Genomic DNA, 13,698 nt, shown 5'->3' on the forward strand with positions numbered 1-13,698 from the left:
ATAAGCATATTGGAAACATATGAACAATTTATGAAAAATCTATGTTCGAAAGTTTAATTTTTTAAAAGAGAAGTTGAAGTAGTTGCTTCCCTTTCTTTACTCGTTTATCTTGAAAATAAGAGTTGTTTTAGCGGGAGGAAGAGAAATGAAAATTTTAGTGATCGAAGATAATGAAAGCGTCTGTTCGATGCTAAATATGTTTTTTATAAAGGAAGGGATTGAAGGGGAATTTGTCCATGATGGACTTGAAGGCTACCAATCCGCTAAGAGTGGCAATTGGGACTTGCTCATCATCGATTGGATGCTTCCCGGAATGGATGGAGTCACGCTTTGCAGAAAATTAAGAGAAGAGGAACACTCCGTTCCGATCATCATGCTGACCGCTAAAGACAGTGAATCCGATCAAGTGATCGGACTTGAAATGGGAGCCGATGATTATGTCACGAAACCGTTTAGCCCGATTGCACTAATGGCGAGAATAAAGGCAGTGGCGAGAAGATATAACAAGCAAGAACCTCGTCAAAAAAACATTGTGACAACCAAACACTTTAAAGTGGACAAAGATGCAAGAGAAGCGTATTTTAAAGGACAATCGATTAATAACCTAACTCCAAAAGAGTTTGACCTCCTTTATCATTTTCTCACACATCCGCGCCAAGTATTTACGAGAGAGCAGTTGCTGGAAAGTATATGGGGGTATCAATTTTACGGGGATGAAAGAACGGTTGATGTCCACATGAAAAGGCTGAGAAAGAAGCTCGGGCCTGAAGCGCAAAACTTCCTTCACACGGTTTGGGGGGTGGGATATAAATTCGACGAATCGGTGAAGCACGATGAAACTTAAATATATGTATCAGCTGCTTATTAGCCATATAGGAGTTTTAGTCATTGCATTCTTGATTTTGAGCTTTTCCTTTGCAAAATATGTTGAAAACTATGTTTATCAAAATAAAGTAGAAGAATTGATTGCCTACGGCCAAAACATTTTACATGATTATAGCCGCGATAATTGGGGCGGAAACCGGATTTTGGATCAATACCGGCAGGTGCTGAGGACACGAAATATTATGTTCAGTGTGTTTAATCAACAAGGCGAAATTTTTTATCCGGAAGCTGGCTTTTTCCCGCGGTTCACAATGTCAGAAAAAGAATGGGAGAGTTTGGAGGATGGCAAAATTGTCGTGGTCAAGCAAGATTTAAAACGGTTTGATCAGGCGGTATCCTTCGTTTCTTTGCCATTCATCGTGAACGGGGAGCTGATGGGAGGAGTTCTCCTAGTTTCGCCGATAAGCGGTTCAAGAGAGACCATCAGCGACATTAATCAGTTTTTATTTTATACAATTTTAATTTCGTTGACTGTTTCATTTTTGCTAAGCGGTCTTTTATCGAAGCTGCATGTTCGGAGAATTCAGAGGATTCGTGAAGCAACGTCAATGGTGTCATCTGGAAACTATGACGTCCAGGTGAATGCCTCCAAAATCGATGAAATTGGTGAACTGGCAAGCGACTTTAATGAAATGGTAAAAAAGCTTAAAGCTTCTCAGGAGGAAATAAACAGGCTTGAAAAAAGAAGGAGACAGTTTATTGCAGATGTTTCTCATGAGTTGAAAACTCCTCTTACAACGATCAGCGGTGTCATTGAAGGATTAAAAAGCGATATGATTCCTGAAGAAGAAAAAGAAAGAGGCATTCAATTAGTAAGCCAAGAGGCAAAAAGGCTGATTCGGCTAGTTAATGAAAATTTGGACTATGAAAAAATTCGGTCGAATCAAGTAAAGCTAAATATAGAACCTATACAGTTAATTGATGTGTTTGAAATTGTGAAGGAACAGCTTCTTTCACAAGCTGAGGAGAAAAATAACATTATGATCATTGAAGCGGATGAAAATGAAATCATTTATGCTGATTATGATCGCCTCATTCAAATTTTGATCAATATTGTTAAAAATAGCATTCAGTTTACACAAAACGGAAAAATATTTTTGCGGGGGAAACCTGGATATAAGGAAACAATCATTGAAATCGAAGATACCGGGATCGGAATGGACGAAAAAGAAATTGAAAACATTTGGCAGAGATTTTACAAAGCAGATCTGTCAAGAACAAACAATAAATACGGGGAATTCGGGTTAGGACTCTCAATTGTGAAGCAGTTAGTGCTCCTGCATCAAGGAGAAATCAACGTGACAAGTAAAAAAGGCAAAGGAACGAAATTTGAGATTAAACTGCCTGTCAAAAGCTAAAGAATCTTGTAGAAGGGATTGGATAATACATGGAGCTTGCATTTCATCGTTCGCCCAATAAATATATCGGGGGAGTATCGATCAAAGTGGAGGATCTTAAGAGATCTATTGCGTTTTACCACAATTTATTGGGGTTTAAAATATTAGAGCAAAAGGAAAATAAAGTCGTTTTTTCTGCTGATGGAAAGAAGCCGCTATTGATTGTCGAACAACCGGATAATGTCATAAGAAAACAAGTCCGGACGACAGGGTTATATCATTTTGCCATTTTATTGCCGGAAAGGAAAGATTTAGCTAATGCCCTTTATCATCTCATTCAAATGAACTATCCGCTGCAGGGTGCTTCCGATCATTTGGTCAGTGAAGCGGTCTATTTAGCAGACCCGGATGGAAACGGCATTGAAATTTATGCTGATCGAAAGTCGGCGAATGGGGAATGGAATCAAAATCAAGTTGTGATGGACACGATTCCGTTAGATATAAACGATTTATTTTCTGAAAGAGATCCAGAGGGCTGGCAAGGGATGCCTGAAGCAACCATTATTGGTCATATTCATTTGCATGTTGCCTATTTAGATGAAGCAGAACAATTTTATTGTAAAGGCCTCGGTTTTCAAATGACATCAAAATATGGATCTCATGCATTATTTATTTCTAGCGGCAAATACCATCACCATATTGCGTTAAATACTTGGAATGGTATAGGGGCTCCAAAGCCTCCTGAGAATAGTGTCGGGCTTAAATGGTTCACAATCATTTTGCCGAATAAGGAAGAAAAAGATCAGATGATCAAGAGATTAAAAGAAATAAATGCACGTATAACTGAAAAAGATGGAAAAATATACACGATCGATCCTTCCGGAAATCAAATTGAAATAACGACAGCTCATTAAAAATCGATCATGAACATGGACGCATTGGCGTCTTTTTTTTGTGCAAATTTTTCTTGCATTAAGAATAAAAAAACGAAAAATGCAAATATTAACAAGAAATAAAAATGCTGGAGTTAAGCAAAAATGAAATTCAAAAAGATGCTTTTATTTGCTGTTGTTTTGTTGTTGTTATCCGGCTGCTGGAACCGAAGAGAATTAAACACGATTGCCATTCAAGTGGGTTTAGGGATCGATAAAGAAGGAGACCAGTATGTGGTGACCTCGCAAATAGTAAACCCTAGTCAAATTGCCATGCTGATGAGTAAAGGGGATAAAACTCCTGTTATGACTTATCAAGAGAAAGGTCACACCATCATTGAAGCTATACGGCGAATGACCACTGCTGTTCCAAGGAGAATTTACTCGTCTCATTTGCGGATTTTAGTAATCGGTGAGGAATTAGCAAAAGAGGGAATTGGGGAGGTGCTTGATCTTTTGTCACGCGATCATGAAATGAGAACAGATTTTTATATAACTGTTGCAAAGGATGCCAAGGCAGGGGATATTTTAAAAGTTTTAACAGCGTTAGAAGATATCCCGGCGAACCAGCTTTTTAATTCTCTTGAATTATCAGATAAGCAATGGGCGCCGACAATATCTGTAACTCTTGATCAATTGTTATCGGATTTAAGCAGCGAAGGGATCGAAGTGAAACTGACAGGAATATCAGTAGAAGGCAATCAGCAAGTCGGTGAAACGAAAGCCAATTATGAACAAATTGACCCTGAAGCAAAATTAAAATTTAAAGGAATCGCTTTGTTTCACCAAGACCGATTAATAGGCTGGCTGGATGAACAACAGAGCAGAGGACTTCATTATATTATCGGCAAAGTACATCGGACGATCGAAGAAATTTCATGCAAGAATGACGGAAAGATAAGCATTGACATTTTTTCTGCAAAAAGCCAGCTAAAAACAAAAATGCATAAAGGCAATCCCGTTGGTGAAGTTCATATAGAGGCTCAAGGAAATGTAGCGGATGTACAATGCAAGCATCTCACAATAACAAATACAAAAACGATAAGGAAGATAGAAAAAAAGACGGAAGAAAAAATAAAACAAGAAGTTGAAAAAGTTCTTTCGAATGTTCAGCAAGATTACCGAGTCGATGCTTTCGGTTTTGGAAAAGCGTTGTATCGGGACGATTATAAAAATTGGAAAAAAATAAAAAAACATTGGAAGGAAACGTTCACTGAACTTCCAATAAAAACTACTGTTGATGTCAAAATACGAAGAACAGGCACGATCAACAATCCTCCGCTTCACAAGCTGGAGGATTGAGAGCAGGGAAATGGAAGGAATTTTATATGGAAAAAGCAAAAATCGATGGGTTACAGATGTTTTCATTTATGTTTTTGTTTCAATTTGGAAGTCTGATTGTCACAGGGCTAGGATTGGAAGTAAAGCAAAATAATTGGATCGCCGTGTTAGTTGTTTCCGGAATTAACATTCTCCTTATTTTATTGATTTACGGGCCAATTTATAATCGTTTTCCAAACCTCACCTTGACAGGAATATTTTTGGAAAACACAGGGAAAATTGTTGGTACAGTGCTTTCAATCATATATAATTTTTATTTTATCTTAATCGCCGGCTTTATATTGCGGGATACTGGGGATAACATGATTAAATATCTTTTGCCTGAAACGCCTATTGAAGTGGTTTTATTGATGGGAGTTTTACTTATTTCTTATTCATGCTTTTTAGGAATTGAAGTGTTCGCAAGAGTTGCCCAGCTGCTTTTCTTTATCATGATCACTCTAGGGATAATGGGAAATTTTTTAGTGTTTGCCTCCGGAATTGTTGATCCGATACATCTTTTGCCAATTTTAGAAGATGGCTTATTTCCTTTAATCAAAGCGGTGTTTCCGTCTATCATTTCTTATAGCGAAATGGTTGTCTTTTTCATGATACTTCCATACTTAAACAAACCTCAGAACGGTGTGCGAATTGGAACGTTATCGGTTTTATTCAGCGGTTTGGCCGTCTCATGGACTTTTGCATTAACTATTGCAGTGCTTGGGGTGTACGGAACGGAATTAGCCGATCTTCCTTTGCTTGATACAGCCCAAAAAATCAATGTCGGCGACTTTTTTCAGAGAATGGATCCGATTGTCATTTTAACTTTATTTATCGGCCTTTTCATAAAATTAAATATTTTTTTTTATGCAGGAGTTGTAGGAATGGCGGAGCTGTTTAAAAAACAAAAGCACCAGCCTTTTATACTGCCTGCAGCGATTATGATTTTTGTCATTGCAATTGTAAGTGCGGAAAATGAGATCGAGAAAAAAGAACTTTTAAAGGAAAAGCTTCCATTGTTCATTGGGCTGCCGATTTTAATTATTATTCCTTGTATATTGTTGGTGATCATAGCCATTCGCGGCAAACGGCAAAAAAGAAAGCATCTACAACCTTATTCAAAAGGATCGATGAAGGATGAATGAATTTTTGGTAATAGGTGCATTATTATTAAGTCCCCTTCTGACATATGTGATCGTGTTATTAACTATTCGCCCTCTTATTAAAAGAGCTACTTCATCGTTTACAAAAATTCTCATGGGTGATCCCTATATGGAAAATGTATGGGAAATGGTCAGTGCCTTTACGCGGATAAGTCCAAGGATTGTCGTTGAGAACAGCTTGAGGGCTGCAGAAGGGAAAATTATTGACCGCCCGTTTGGTAGCCCGCGAAAATTTCTTAATTTTGACGGGCTCGTCTTTTCACCCGCTCAACTTGCAATTTTTCCTGCAAAAGAGGACGCAAAAGTGGAAATGAAAACGGTTATTGGTCCCTTGGCCAAAAAACCTCTCACAATTGATATGCCTGTTTTGCTTGGCGGGATGGCATACGGTCTTGGCGTAAGCGAACAAGTTCGAATTGCCCAAGCCTGGGGAACGGCCGTTGTCGGAACAGCCTGTAACATTGGTGAAGGGGGATTTTTGCAAGAGGAACGTGAACGGGCAAAGCATTTGATCGTTCAATACCACACTGCGAATTGGGGGAAAAATGCAGATGTATTAAAACAGGCAGATGCTGTGGAAATCCATATTGGGCAAGGAGCTTCAGCTGCTGTCCCGGCAAGAATTTCACCTGAATTTTTGCAAGGAAAGGCCCGTGATATATTAGGTTTAAAACCGGATGAGACCGCAGTTATTCCAAGAAGATTCAATGAATGGAACAGTCCGAACGATTTAAGAAAGGTTGTAAAAGAATTAAAACAACTCACTGGAGGAGTCCCGATCGGAATCAAAATTTGTGCAAGCAACAGGCTTGAAGAAGATATTGAATACGGACTTTTGGCAGGTGTGGATTTTATTTCGATTGATGGCGGTCAGGCAGGTACAAAAGGATCGGCGCCGATCATACAAGATGATTTCGGATTGCCGACGATTTATGCATTGACTAGGGCTGTCCACTATATAACAAAGAGAGAAATGAAAGGAAAAGTGAGCTTATTGATTGGCGGCGGAATCAATACTCCCGGGGATGCATTGAAGGCTTTGGCGCTTGGAGCAGACGCTGTTTATATAGGAACTGCTGCTTTATGGGCAATGACGCATACACAGGTCGTAAAAACAATACCATTTGAGCCACCGACGGTATTGGCCTTTTATAGGGGAAGAATGGCGGATCAATTTAATAAAGAGGAGGCAGCATATTATTTATCTAATTTTTTAACGTCATTTTCGGAAGAAATACAGGTCGCTGTCAAAGGTTTAGGGAAAACAAATGTTCATGATGTGAACCAAAGTGATCTTGTCGCACTTGATGAAACAACAAGTAAAATCACAAAAGTCCCTTTAGCATTTGACCCAAATGAGACCGCTCATATGACTGGAAGCAAAAATTGATTTCGACTACTTCTTGTTTAGTACGTGGCTAAATCTTAACGCATGTTCAATTTCATCAGTCATGGCTCTAAAGAAAGCATCTCGAATCATTGGATCTTGTGTAGATAAATAATTATCGCGGTATGTCTCATATGCTTCCAATTCTTGTTCATAAGCGATCCGCAGACCTTCTTGGAAATTTCGGAATCGAGTTATTTTTGTTTGATAAACCGGTTTTTTTCCTGTTAATGTTTGATAAAGCTGCGTGAATGTTCGTAAATGTATTTTTTCGTCTTCTAGTGCATGTTCAATTGCCTGTCTCTGTTCAGAAGTTGCCGCCGCCTTTGCCAATCTTGTGTAAAAATCAATGGCACTTGCTTCAGAAGAAATTCCGTTTAAGATAGCCTTCAGTATATTGTCAATGGAGCTGTTATATCTATTTTGTCTAATGAAGCTGTGGTCGTAAACTGGATAATAGTAGTTTACATAATGTGTATTAGCATACATGCAAATATCCCACCTTTCATTTTTCTTATGTCAGTTTATTCAGATATAGAGAAAAAGTGATGAATTGGATGAAATCGAGACGTGTCGGAAACAAATTTTTGTTAAAAACTAAATTCTTATTGACTTAAAACGAAAGAGATTATATAATCATTTTCAAAATTATTTACTAAATAAATTATTTTCAGATAAGAAAAGCAAAGAAAAGGAGCAGTAAAAGAGGCCGGTGGCGCATAGAGAGCTGACCCGCAGGCTGAAAGGTCAGTCGTTCACCACTCTTTGAAGGTCACCTTGGAGCTTTGTTTTAGAAATAGCGCAAGCTAAAGTATAAAGCAACGGTTCTTCCGTTATCAAGAAAAGTCATGTACGTGACTTGCTGAGTCTGTATTTCGCGAGGAATACAGAAAAGTTGAGTGGTACCGCGAAAAACTCGCCTCAACAATCCAATATTTCTTTTTGGATTGGGGCGAGTTTTTATTTTGATAATTTCATATGAAAAAGGTGAGGAAAAGGAGCAGTAGAAGAGAGCGATGACGTATTAGAGAGCTGACCCATAGGCTGAAAGGCCAGCCGTTATCTCTCTTTGAAGATCGCCTTGGAGCCTTGTTTTAGAAATGGCTTTTTGCCAAAGTATAAAACAACGGATCTTCCGTTACGAAGAAAGTCATCTATGTGTGACTTGCTGAGTCTGTATTCTGTGAGGAATACAGAGAAGCTGGGTGGTACCGCGAAGCATCTCGCCCCAGCAATCAACCGATGTTTTATGCGTTGGTGATTGCTGGGGCATGTTTTTTTAATTGGCTATTTCGCCATGCTGCCCGCTAAAAGAAAAGCCCGATTTAGCCAATCAAGCATTCAATAAAAATTGGCAACCCAATAGGTCTAGTCAGCAGCGCACAATAAAATTAAAATAATGAGAAAGGATGGATGAACATGAATCAAGTTATTGAATTTATTAAATCGGACCGGTTAAAAGAAAAGCCTGATCTTGAATCGTTAGGATTTGGAAAACATTTTACAGACCATATGTTTATATTGGATTATAATAAGGTGCAAGGGTGGCATTCCCCTCGTATAGTGCCGTTTGAACCGTTGGTGCTCTCGCCGTCAGCAATGGTATTTCATTACGGGCAAGCAATTTTTGAAGGGCTGAAAGCTTATAAAACGAATGACGGCCGCACATTGTTATTCAGACCGGATAAAAATATAGAGCGATTGAACCGCTCTTGCGAACGAATGTGTATTCCGCCCATTGACCCTGATCTAGTATTGGAAGCCATTGTGCGGCTTGTTGAAGTGGAAAGAGATTGGATTCCAAATAAAGAAGGCACTTCTTTATATATCAGACCGTTCATCATTGCAACGGAACCATATTTAGGAGTTAGACCAGCAAGCGAATACAAGTTTATGATTATCCTGTCGCCAGTTGGAGCTTACTATTCAGGCCGTCAGCTCGTTCCTGTAAAAATTTATGTTGAAGATGAATATGTTCGCGCTGTACCGGGAGGAGTTGGTCATGTTAAAACTTCCGGAAACTATGCAGCTAGCTTATACGCCCAAAAAAAAGCGGAGGAATTAGGATACGATCAGGTGCTCTGGCTCGATGGAAAAGAAAATAAATATGTTGAAGAAGTTGGAAGCATGAACATTTTCTTCAAAATCAACGGTGAAGTGTACACGCCAAAATTAAACGGAAGCATTTTGAGCGGTATAACAAGAGACTCCGTTATCCAGCTAGTGAAAGATTGGGGAGTACCGGTGCATGAAGAACGCATTGCAATAGAAGATATCTTCAATGCCTACAAAAACGGGGAATTGGAAGAAGTTTTCGGAACAGGAACAGCAGCGGTAATTTCGCCGGTCGGGGAGCTGAAATGGAATGAGCATAAAATGCTATTGAATAATTCTGAAACAGGCGAGTTTTCTAAAAAGCTTTATGAAACGATCACGAACATTCAATACGGAAAAGCGGAAGACAAGTTCGGCTGGACGAAAGAGGTATAATTCAATTTTATATTGATTTCAAATAAAATTTATTAAGGTGCCATCCATCTTTATTTGCTTTCGAATCAGAAATATTGGCAGTGTCAAAAAATTGTTTTTAGGTAAGAATGGAACAGAATATGGAGAGGAGATAGATGATTGATTAAAGCTGTTTTTTTTGACTTAGATGATACACTTCTTTGGGATGAAAAAAGCGTCAGCGACACATTCCAATATGTTTGCACCACAGCCGAAGAACAATACGGGGTTGATTCAAAACAGCTTGAGGAAGCGGTTCGTCAAGAAGCGAGAAAATTGTATGAATCTTATGAAACATATCCATTTACAAAAATGATTGGCATCAATCCGTTTGAAGGCCTTTGGGCGAATTTTAGCGAAATCGTGCACGAACAGTTTGGGAAGCTTAATCAATTGGCGCCTGTTTACAGAAAAGATGCTTGGACGAACGGTTTGAAGGCGGTCGGTATAGATGATGCTGAATTCGGGGAAAAGCTGGCTGAGCTTTTTCATGCAGAACGGCGCAAAAGACCGCTCGTATATGAAGATACATTTGAAGTATTAGAACAGCTGAAACAAAACTATCGTTTGCTTCTTTTAACAAACGGGGATCCAAGCCTGCAAAAAGAAAAGATTGCTAGTGTTTCTGCTCTCTCATCGTATTTTGAGCATATTGTCATTTCAGGTGAGTTCGGCAAAGGTAAGCCTGATCCGTCAATTTTTGAACACGCACTAAACTTAATGGGTGTTCAAAGCAATGAAGTGGTAATGGTTGGAGACAAACTGAGCACTGACATACTTGGGGCATCACGGACAAATATCCGGTCTGTTTGGATTAATCGAAAGCAGTTGGAGCTTAGCGGAGAAGTCACTCCAGACTATGAAATCAGCCAATTAAGAGATTTATTGACGGTTTTAGAGGATTTAAAAAAGGAATAGAAATATTTTGATAGGAAAAGAATTGAGGCTGGACTGGATGAAAATACATCCGAAGTCCAGTTTTTTTAGATTCGTGCTTTTTATGAAAGGGCTGTCTTAGAAAATCAAATCGCCATTGAAAACAAAAAATCATAAACACCGATATATCAACGTTTCTAAAACATTCATGGGGGCGTCTATAAGCCGTAAAAACGACTTATTAGACACCCCCAGCGGCTTTTTCTTTATTTAAGATGCGAGCCTAAAAATTCTTTCACTTCCTCAGGTGTTTTTGCGTATGCGCTGTGCAGATGAGCGATTTTTTCGTTGTTTTTAAAAATTAAAATGCTTGGAATTCCCATTACTTGATATTTTTCAGCTAGGTCGGGGAATTGATCTTTATTGATCTCATACCATTCATATTGACCGTATTCTTCTAAAATGTCGCCGATAAACATGTCCATTCTTTTGCAATCAGGGCACCAATCGGCAAAAAACTTGATGATGGTTTCTTGATTGCTCTGAATCACTTGTTCAAACTGTTCTGCTGTCTCTATTGGCTTCATTGGATAACCCCTCCTTCCTTCGTATTTATTTTAATTCATGGTAAAGAAGAAGTGAATTTTTTTCTCCCGCAAATAAATTGTTCGGCAATGATAACAAAAACAACCTATATAATGATAAAATAAAACAGATGATTTTTTTCAAAACGGGAGGAAAAAATAAATGGCAATCAAACTGGCGCTTGTATATGGGGGCAAATCTGCCGAGCATCAAGTATCATTACAAACAGCTCGGGCAGTAATAAACGCTCTCGATAAAAATAAATTTGACATATATCCAATTTACATTACGGAGCAAGGGCAATGGGTAAAAGGAAAGCAATTGAACGGTCCAGTTGAAAGAGTAGAAGACTTGAAGTTTCTAGCGGGAAATTCCGAAGCTGGAGAAAAAGGTGAACATTTGCCGGTACCTTTCAGTCAAGAGCTATTTAACGCTCCAGGAAGCGCTGATCCAGTCCATGTCGTATTTCCGCTATTGCATGGACCGAATGGTGAAGATGGAACGATACAAGGAATGCTGGAATTGCTGAATATACCTTATGTTGGGAATGGAGTTTTGGCTTCAGCAGCAGGAATGGATAAAATCATTATGAAAAATTTATTTGCCCAAGCAGGACTTGCTCAGGCAAAGTACGTTTGGTTTACGAACAAAGACTGGGAAAAAGATAAAGAGGAGGTTTTTCAAAAAGTCGAGGAGCAGCTCGGATATCCTTGCTTTGTAAAGCCAGCCAACCTCGGTTCAAGCGTAGGTATCAGCAAGGCAAAAGATCGGCAATCGCTCATTCAATCTATTGAAGAAGCGTTTCTGTATGATCGGAAGCTGATTATTGAAGAAAGTATTGATGGAAGGGAAGTTGAAATCGGAGTAATTGGAAATGATGAACCGATCTGCTCTGTTGTTGGGGAAATTGCTCCGAAAAAAGAGTTTTACGATTATAAAGCGAAATATGAAGACGGAGATACGGAGCTCATTATTCCAGCTGACATAACGGAAGAGCAATATGAACAAATCAAGAAAATGGCGCTGAAAGCATTTAAAGCTATCGATGGTTCTGGACTTGTTCGGGCAGACTTTTTCTTGAGAAAAGACGGAACACCGTTGATCAATGAAGTGAACACAATGCCTGGATTTACGCCGTTTAGCATGTTCCCTCTTTTATGGAAGCACAGCGGCATCGATTATCCGGCGTTGATTGAAAAATTGGTTCAGCTTGGAATCGAGCGATATGAACTAAAACAGAGAATCAAGTATACTATTTAAAGATCGTTCTTAGGGCGGCTGTGTAAGCCGCCTTTTGAAAGGAGAACAAAAAAGCATGATAAAACGGCAATTATCAGCAATTAAGCAGATGGCAAACAACGCAGAATTAAAAGAGGAATTTGAGAAGATTACCATCGAAGGGGTAACGACTGATTCGCGGAATGTCCGTAAAGGAAACTTATTTGTACCCATTATTGGCGAAAAGTTTAATGGACATGACTTTGTCGAGAAAGCGTTCGAAAATGGTGCTCATGCCTCCTTATGGTCTAGATCAGTCCCGAATCCGCCGCAAGACAAACCATTGATCATTGTCGACGATACCTTGGCAGCATTGCAGCAGATTGCTTCTCACTATTTGTTGGCAGTAAACCCAAAAGTAGTAGGGATTACAGGCTCTAATGGCAAAACAACGACAAAAGATATGATCGCATCGGTTGTGGGCACTCGGTATCGCGTGCATAAAACGAAAGGGAATTTCAATAACCATATCGGTCTGCCTTTAACAATATTAGATATGCCTGAAGATACAGAGGTGGCCGTATTAGAAATGGGCATGAACGCTAAGGGAGAAATTGAATTATTATCATCAATTGCACGTCCTGATATAGCCGTCATTACCAATATCGGCGATGCTCATTTACAAGATTTAGGCTCTCGTGAAGGGATTGCGGAAGCAAAGCTTGAAATTATAAAGGGTTTAAAAGAGAATGGAACACTCATTTATCATGGTGATGAGCCTTTGTTAAAAAAAGATTATTCATGTCAAACCGTAACGTTTGGAGAAAATAAAAACAATAATCTTTTTCCGACATCAATGGAGCTGTTGGGTGAAGGAACACGGTTTCGCGCCAATATAGCTGAACAGCCTTTTTTTATCCCTGTTTTAGGCCGCCACAATGTTTTAAACGCATTGGCAGCGATCGCTGTTGGAGAACTCCTAAAGATCGGACTGGATCGTATTGAAAAAGGGCTTCGCGATTTGAAAATAACAAACATGAGACTTGAATTGATTCAAACGAAGAACGGTCTGTCCATCATAAATGATGCATATAACGCGAATCCTACAGCGATGAAAGCAGCCATTGATCTAGTCCATGGTCTAAAAGGATATTCGCAAAAAATTCTTGTCTTAGGGGATATGCTGGAGCTTGGCGAAAGAGAAGTTGAACTTCATCAAGAAGTAGGAATGATGCTGTCTGATCAAGAAATTGATCACCTCTTTACATTTGGAAAGCTCGGAAAAGAAATTGCCGTTGGTGCAAAGAAAGTTATAGATGAAAGAAAAATTCATGTGTTTTTTGACAAAGATGAACTAATTCATGAATTAAAGAAAGCTGCAGGCTCAAAAGATCTTGTGTTAGTGAAAGCGTCCAGAGGAATGAAGCTGGAAGATGTTGTTCATGCATTAATGGAAGAATAAAATAAAACATCATTTTGCTTGTGCT

The 13,698-nt window shown here is 39.0% G+C and carries 12 protein-coding genes and 2 other annotated features; of the genes, 10 read left to right on the forward strand and 2 right to left on the reverse strand.

Features of this window, described 5'->3' with window-relative positions:
- The first annotated feature begins 145 nt into the window (after nt 1-145).
- From NST97_RS14745 to NST97_RS14770, 6 genes are all read left to right on the forward strand, one after another.
- Complete coding sequence (locus NST97_RS14745; protein WP_063388212.1) at nt 146-844, forward strand: response regulator transcription factor; 699 nt, start codon at nt 146-148, stop codon at nt 842-844.
- Complete coding sequence (locus NST97_RS14750; protein ID WP_339194025.1) at nt 834-2,243, forward strand: sensor histidine kinase; 1,410 nt, start codon at nt 834-836, stop codon at nt 2,241-2,243. Before NST97_RS14745 ends, NST97_RS14750 begins: the two co-directional genes overlap by 11 nt.
- A 29-nt stretch (nt 2,244-2,272) precedes the next feature.
- Complete coding sequence (locus NST97_RS14755) at nt 2,273-3,136, forward strand: VOC family protein (protein ID WP_339194027.1); 864 nt, start codon at nt 2,273-2,275, stop codon at nt 3,134-3,136.
- A gap of 123 nt (nt 3,137-3,259) precedes the next feature.
- Entirely contained in the window at nt 3,260-4,456 is a 1,197-nt protein-coding gene (locus NST97_RS14760) for a Ger(x)C family spore germination protein (protein ID WP_339194029.1), read from the forward strand.
- A 26-nt stretch (nt 4,457-4,482) separates the two neighbouring features.
- Nucleotides 4,483-5,619, forward strand: a complete 1,137-nt coding sequence (locus NST97_RS14765; RefSeq protein WP_339194031.1) for a GerAB/ArcD/ProY family transporter — start codon at nt 4,483-4,485, stop codon at nt 5,617-5,619.
- Entirely contained in the window at nt 5,612-7,027 is a 1,416-nt protein-coding gene (locus NST97_RS14770; protein ID WP_339194033.1) for an FMN-binding glutamate synthase family protein, read from the forward strand. The genes NST97_RS14765 and NST97_RS14770 overlap by 8 nt, the downstream gene beginning before the upstream one ends.
- A 6-nt stretch (nt 7,028-7,033) precedes the next feature.
- Here the strand turns inward: NST97_RS14770 and NST97_RS14775 are convergent, their stop codons facing one another.
- Nucleotides 7,034-7,513, reverse strand: a complete 480-nt coding sequence (locus NST97_RS14775) for a ferritin family protein (RefSeq protein ID WP_094244986.1) — start codon at nt 7,511-7,513, stop codon at nt 7,034-7,036.
- A 188-nt stretch (nt 7,514-7,701) separates the two neighbouring features.
- Nucleotides 7,702-7,951: a binding site (T-box leader), on the forward strand.
- Between the two features lie 54 nt (nt 7,952-8,005).
- Nucleotides 8,006-8,258: a binding site (T-box leader), on the forward strand.
- 185 nt (nt 8,259-8,443) lie between these two features.
- On the opposite strand from NST97_RS14775, the gene NST97_RS14780 reads away from it, so the two are divergent.
- Nucleotides 8,444-9,514, forward strand: coding sequence for a branched-chain amino acid aminotransferase (locus NST97_RS14780; RefSeq protein WP_117017400.1), 1,071 nt, complete (start codon nt 8,444-8,446; stop codon nt 9,512-9,514).
- Between the two features lie 141 nt (nt 9,515-9,655).
- Nucleotides 9,656-10,450 (forward strand): HAD family hydrolase, encoded by a 795-nt coding sequence (locus NST97_RS14785; RefSeq protein ID WP_066247187.1) that lies wholly within the window; start codon nt 9,656-9,658, stop codon nt 10,448-10,450.
- Nucleotides 10,451-10,674: 224 nt separating this feature from the next.
- Here the strand turns inward: NST97_RS14785 and NST97_RS14790 are convergent, their stop codons facing one another.
- Nucleotides 10,675-10,995, reverse strand: a complete 321-nt coding sequence (locus NST97_RS14790; protein WP_063388220.1) for a thioredoxin family protein — start codon at nt 10,993-10,995, stop codon at nt 10,675-10,677.
- 160 nt (nt 10,996-11,155) lie between these two features.
- Here NST97_RS14790 and NST97_RS14795 point away from each other — a divergent pair, with 160 nt between their 5' ends.
- Together NST97_RS14795 and NST97_RS14800 are read left to right on the forward strand one after the other, a co-directional pair.
- Nucleotides 11,156-12,253, forward strand: a complete 1,098-nt coding sequence (locus tag NST97_RS14795; RefSeq protein WP_339194036.1) for a D-alanine--D-alanine ligase — start codon at nt 11,156-11,158, stop codon at nt 12,251-12,253.
- Between the two features lie 55 nt (nt 12,254-12,308).
- On the forward strand, nt 12,309-13,673 hold the full coding sequence (locus tag NST97_RS14800; protein WP_341343390.1) for a UDP-N-acetylmuramoyl-tripeptide--D-alanyl-D-alanine ligase: 1,365 nt from the start codon (nt 12,309-12,311) through the stop codon (nt 13,671-13,673).
- Nucleotides 13,674-13,698: the final 25 nt, after the last annotated feature.

The organism is Aeribacillus sp. FSL K6-1305 (assembly GCF_038050115.1).
Lineage (GTDB): Bacteria > Bacillota > Bacilli > Bacillales > Aeribacillaceae > Aeribacillus > Aeribacillus composti.

Coding starts and splice junctions, on each gene's coding strand:
- NST97_RS14745 (WP_063388212.1), top strand. CDS start 146: ATGAAAATTTTAGTGATCGAAGATAATGAAAGCGTCTGTTCGATGCTA.
- NST97_RS14750 (WP_339194025.1), top strand. CDS start 834: ATGAAACTTAAATATATGTATCAGCTGCTTATTAGCCATATAGGAGTT.
- NST97_RS14755 (WP_339194027.1), top strand. CDS start 2,273: ATGGAGCTTGCATTTCATCGTTCGCCCAATAAATATATCGGGGGAGTA.
- NST97_RS14760 (WP_339194029.1), top strand. CDS start 3,260: ATGAAATTCAAAAAGATGCTTTTATTTGCTGTTGTTTTGTTGTTGTTA.
- NST97_RS14765 (WP_339194031.1), top strand. CDS start 4,483: ATGGAAAAAGCAAAAATCGATGGGTTACAGATGTTTTCATTTATGTTT.
- NST97_RS14770 (WP_339194033.1), top strand. CDS start 5,612: ATGAATGAATTTTTGGTAATAGGTGCATTATTATTAAGTCCCCTTCTG.
- NST97_RS14775 (WP_094244986.1), bottom strand. CDS start 7,513: ATGTATGCTAATACACATTATGTAAACTACTATTATCCAGTTTACGAC.
- NST97_RS14780 (WP_117017400.1), top strand. CDS start 8,444: ATGAATCAAGTTATTGAATTTATTAAATCGGACCGGTTAAAAGAAAAG.
- NST97_RS14790 (WP_063388220.1), bottom strand. CDS start 10,995: ATGAAGCCAATAGAGACAGCAGAACAGTTTGAACAAGTGATTCAGAGC.
- NST97_RS14795 (WP_339194036.1), top strand. CDS start 11,156: ATGGCAATCAAACTGGCGCTTGTATATGGGGGCAAATCTGCCGAGCAT.
- NST97_RS14800 (WP_341343390.1), top strand. CDS start 12,309: ATGATAAAACGGCAATTATCAGCAATTAAGCAGATGGCAAACAACGCA.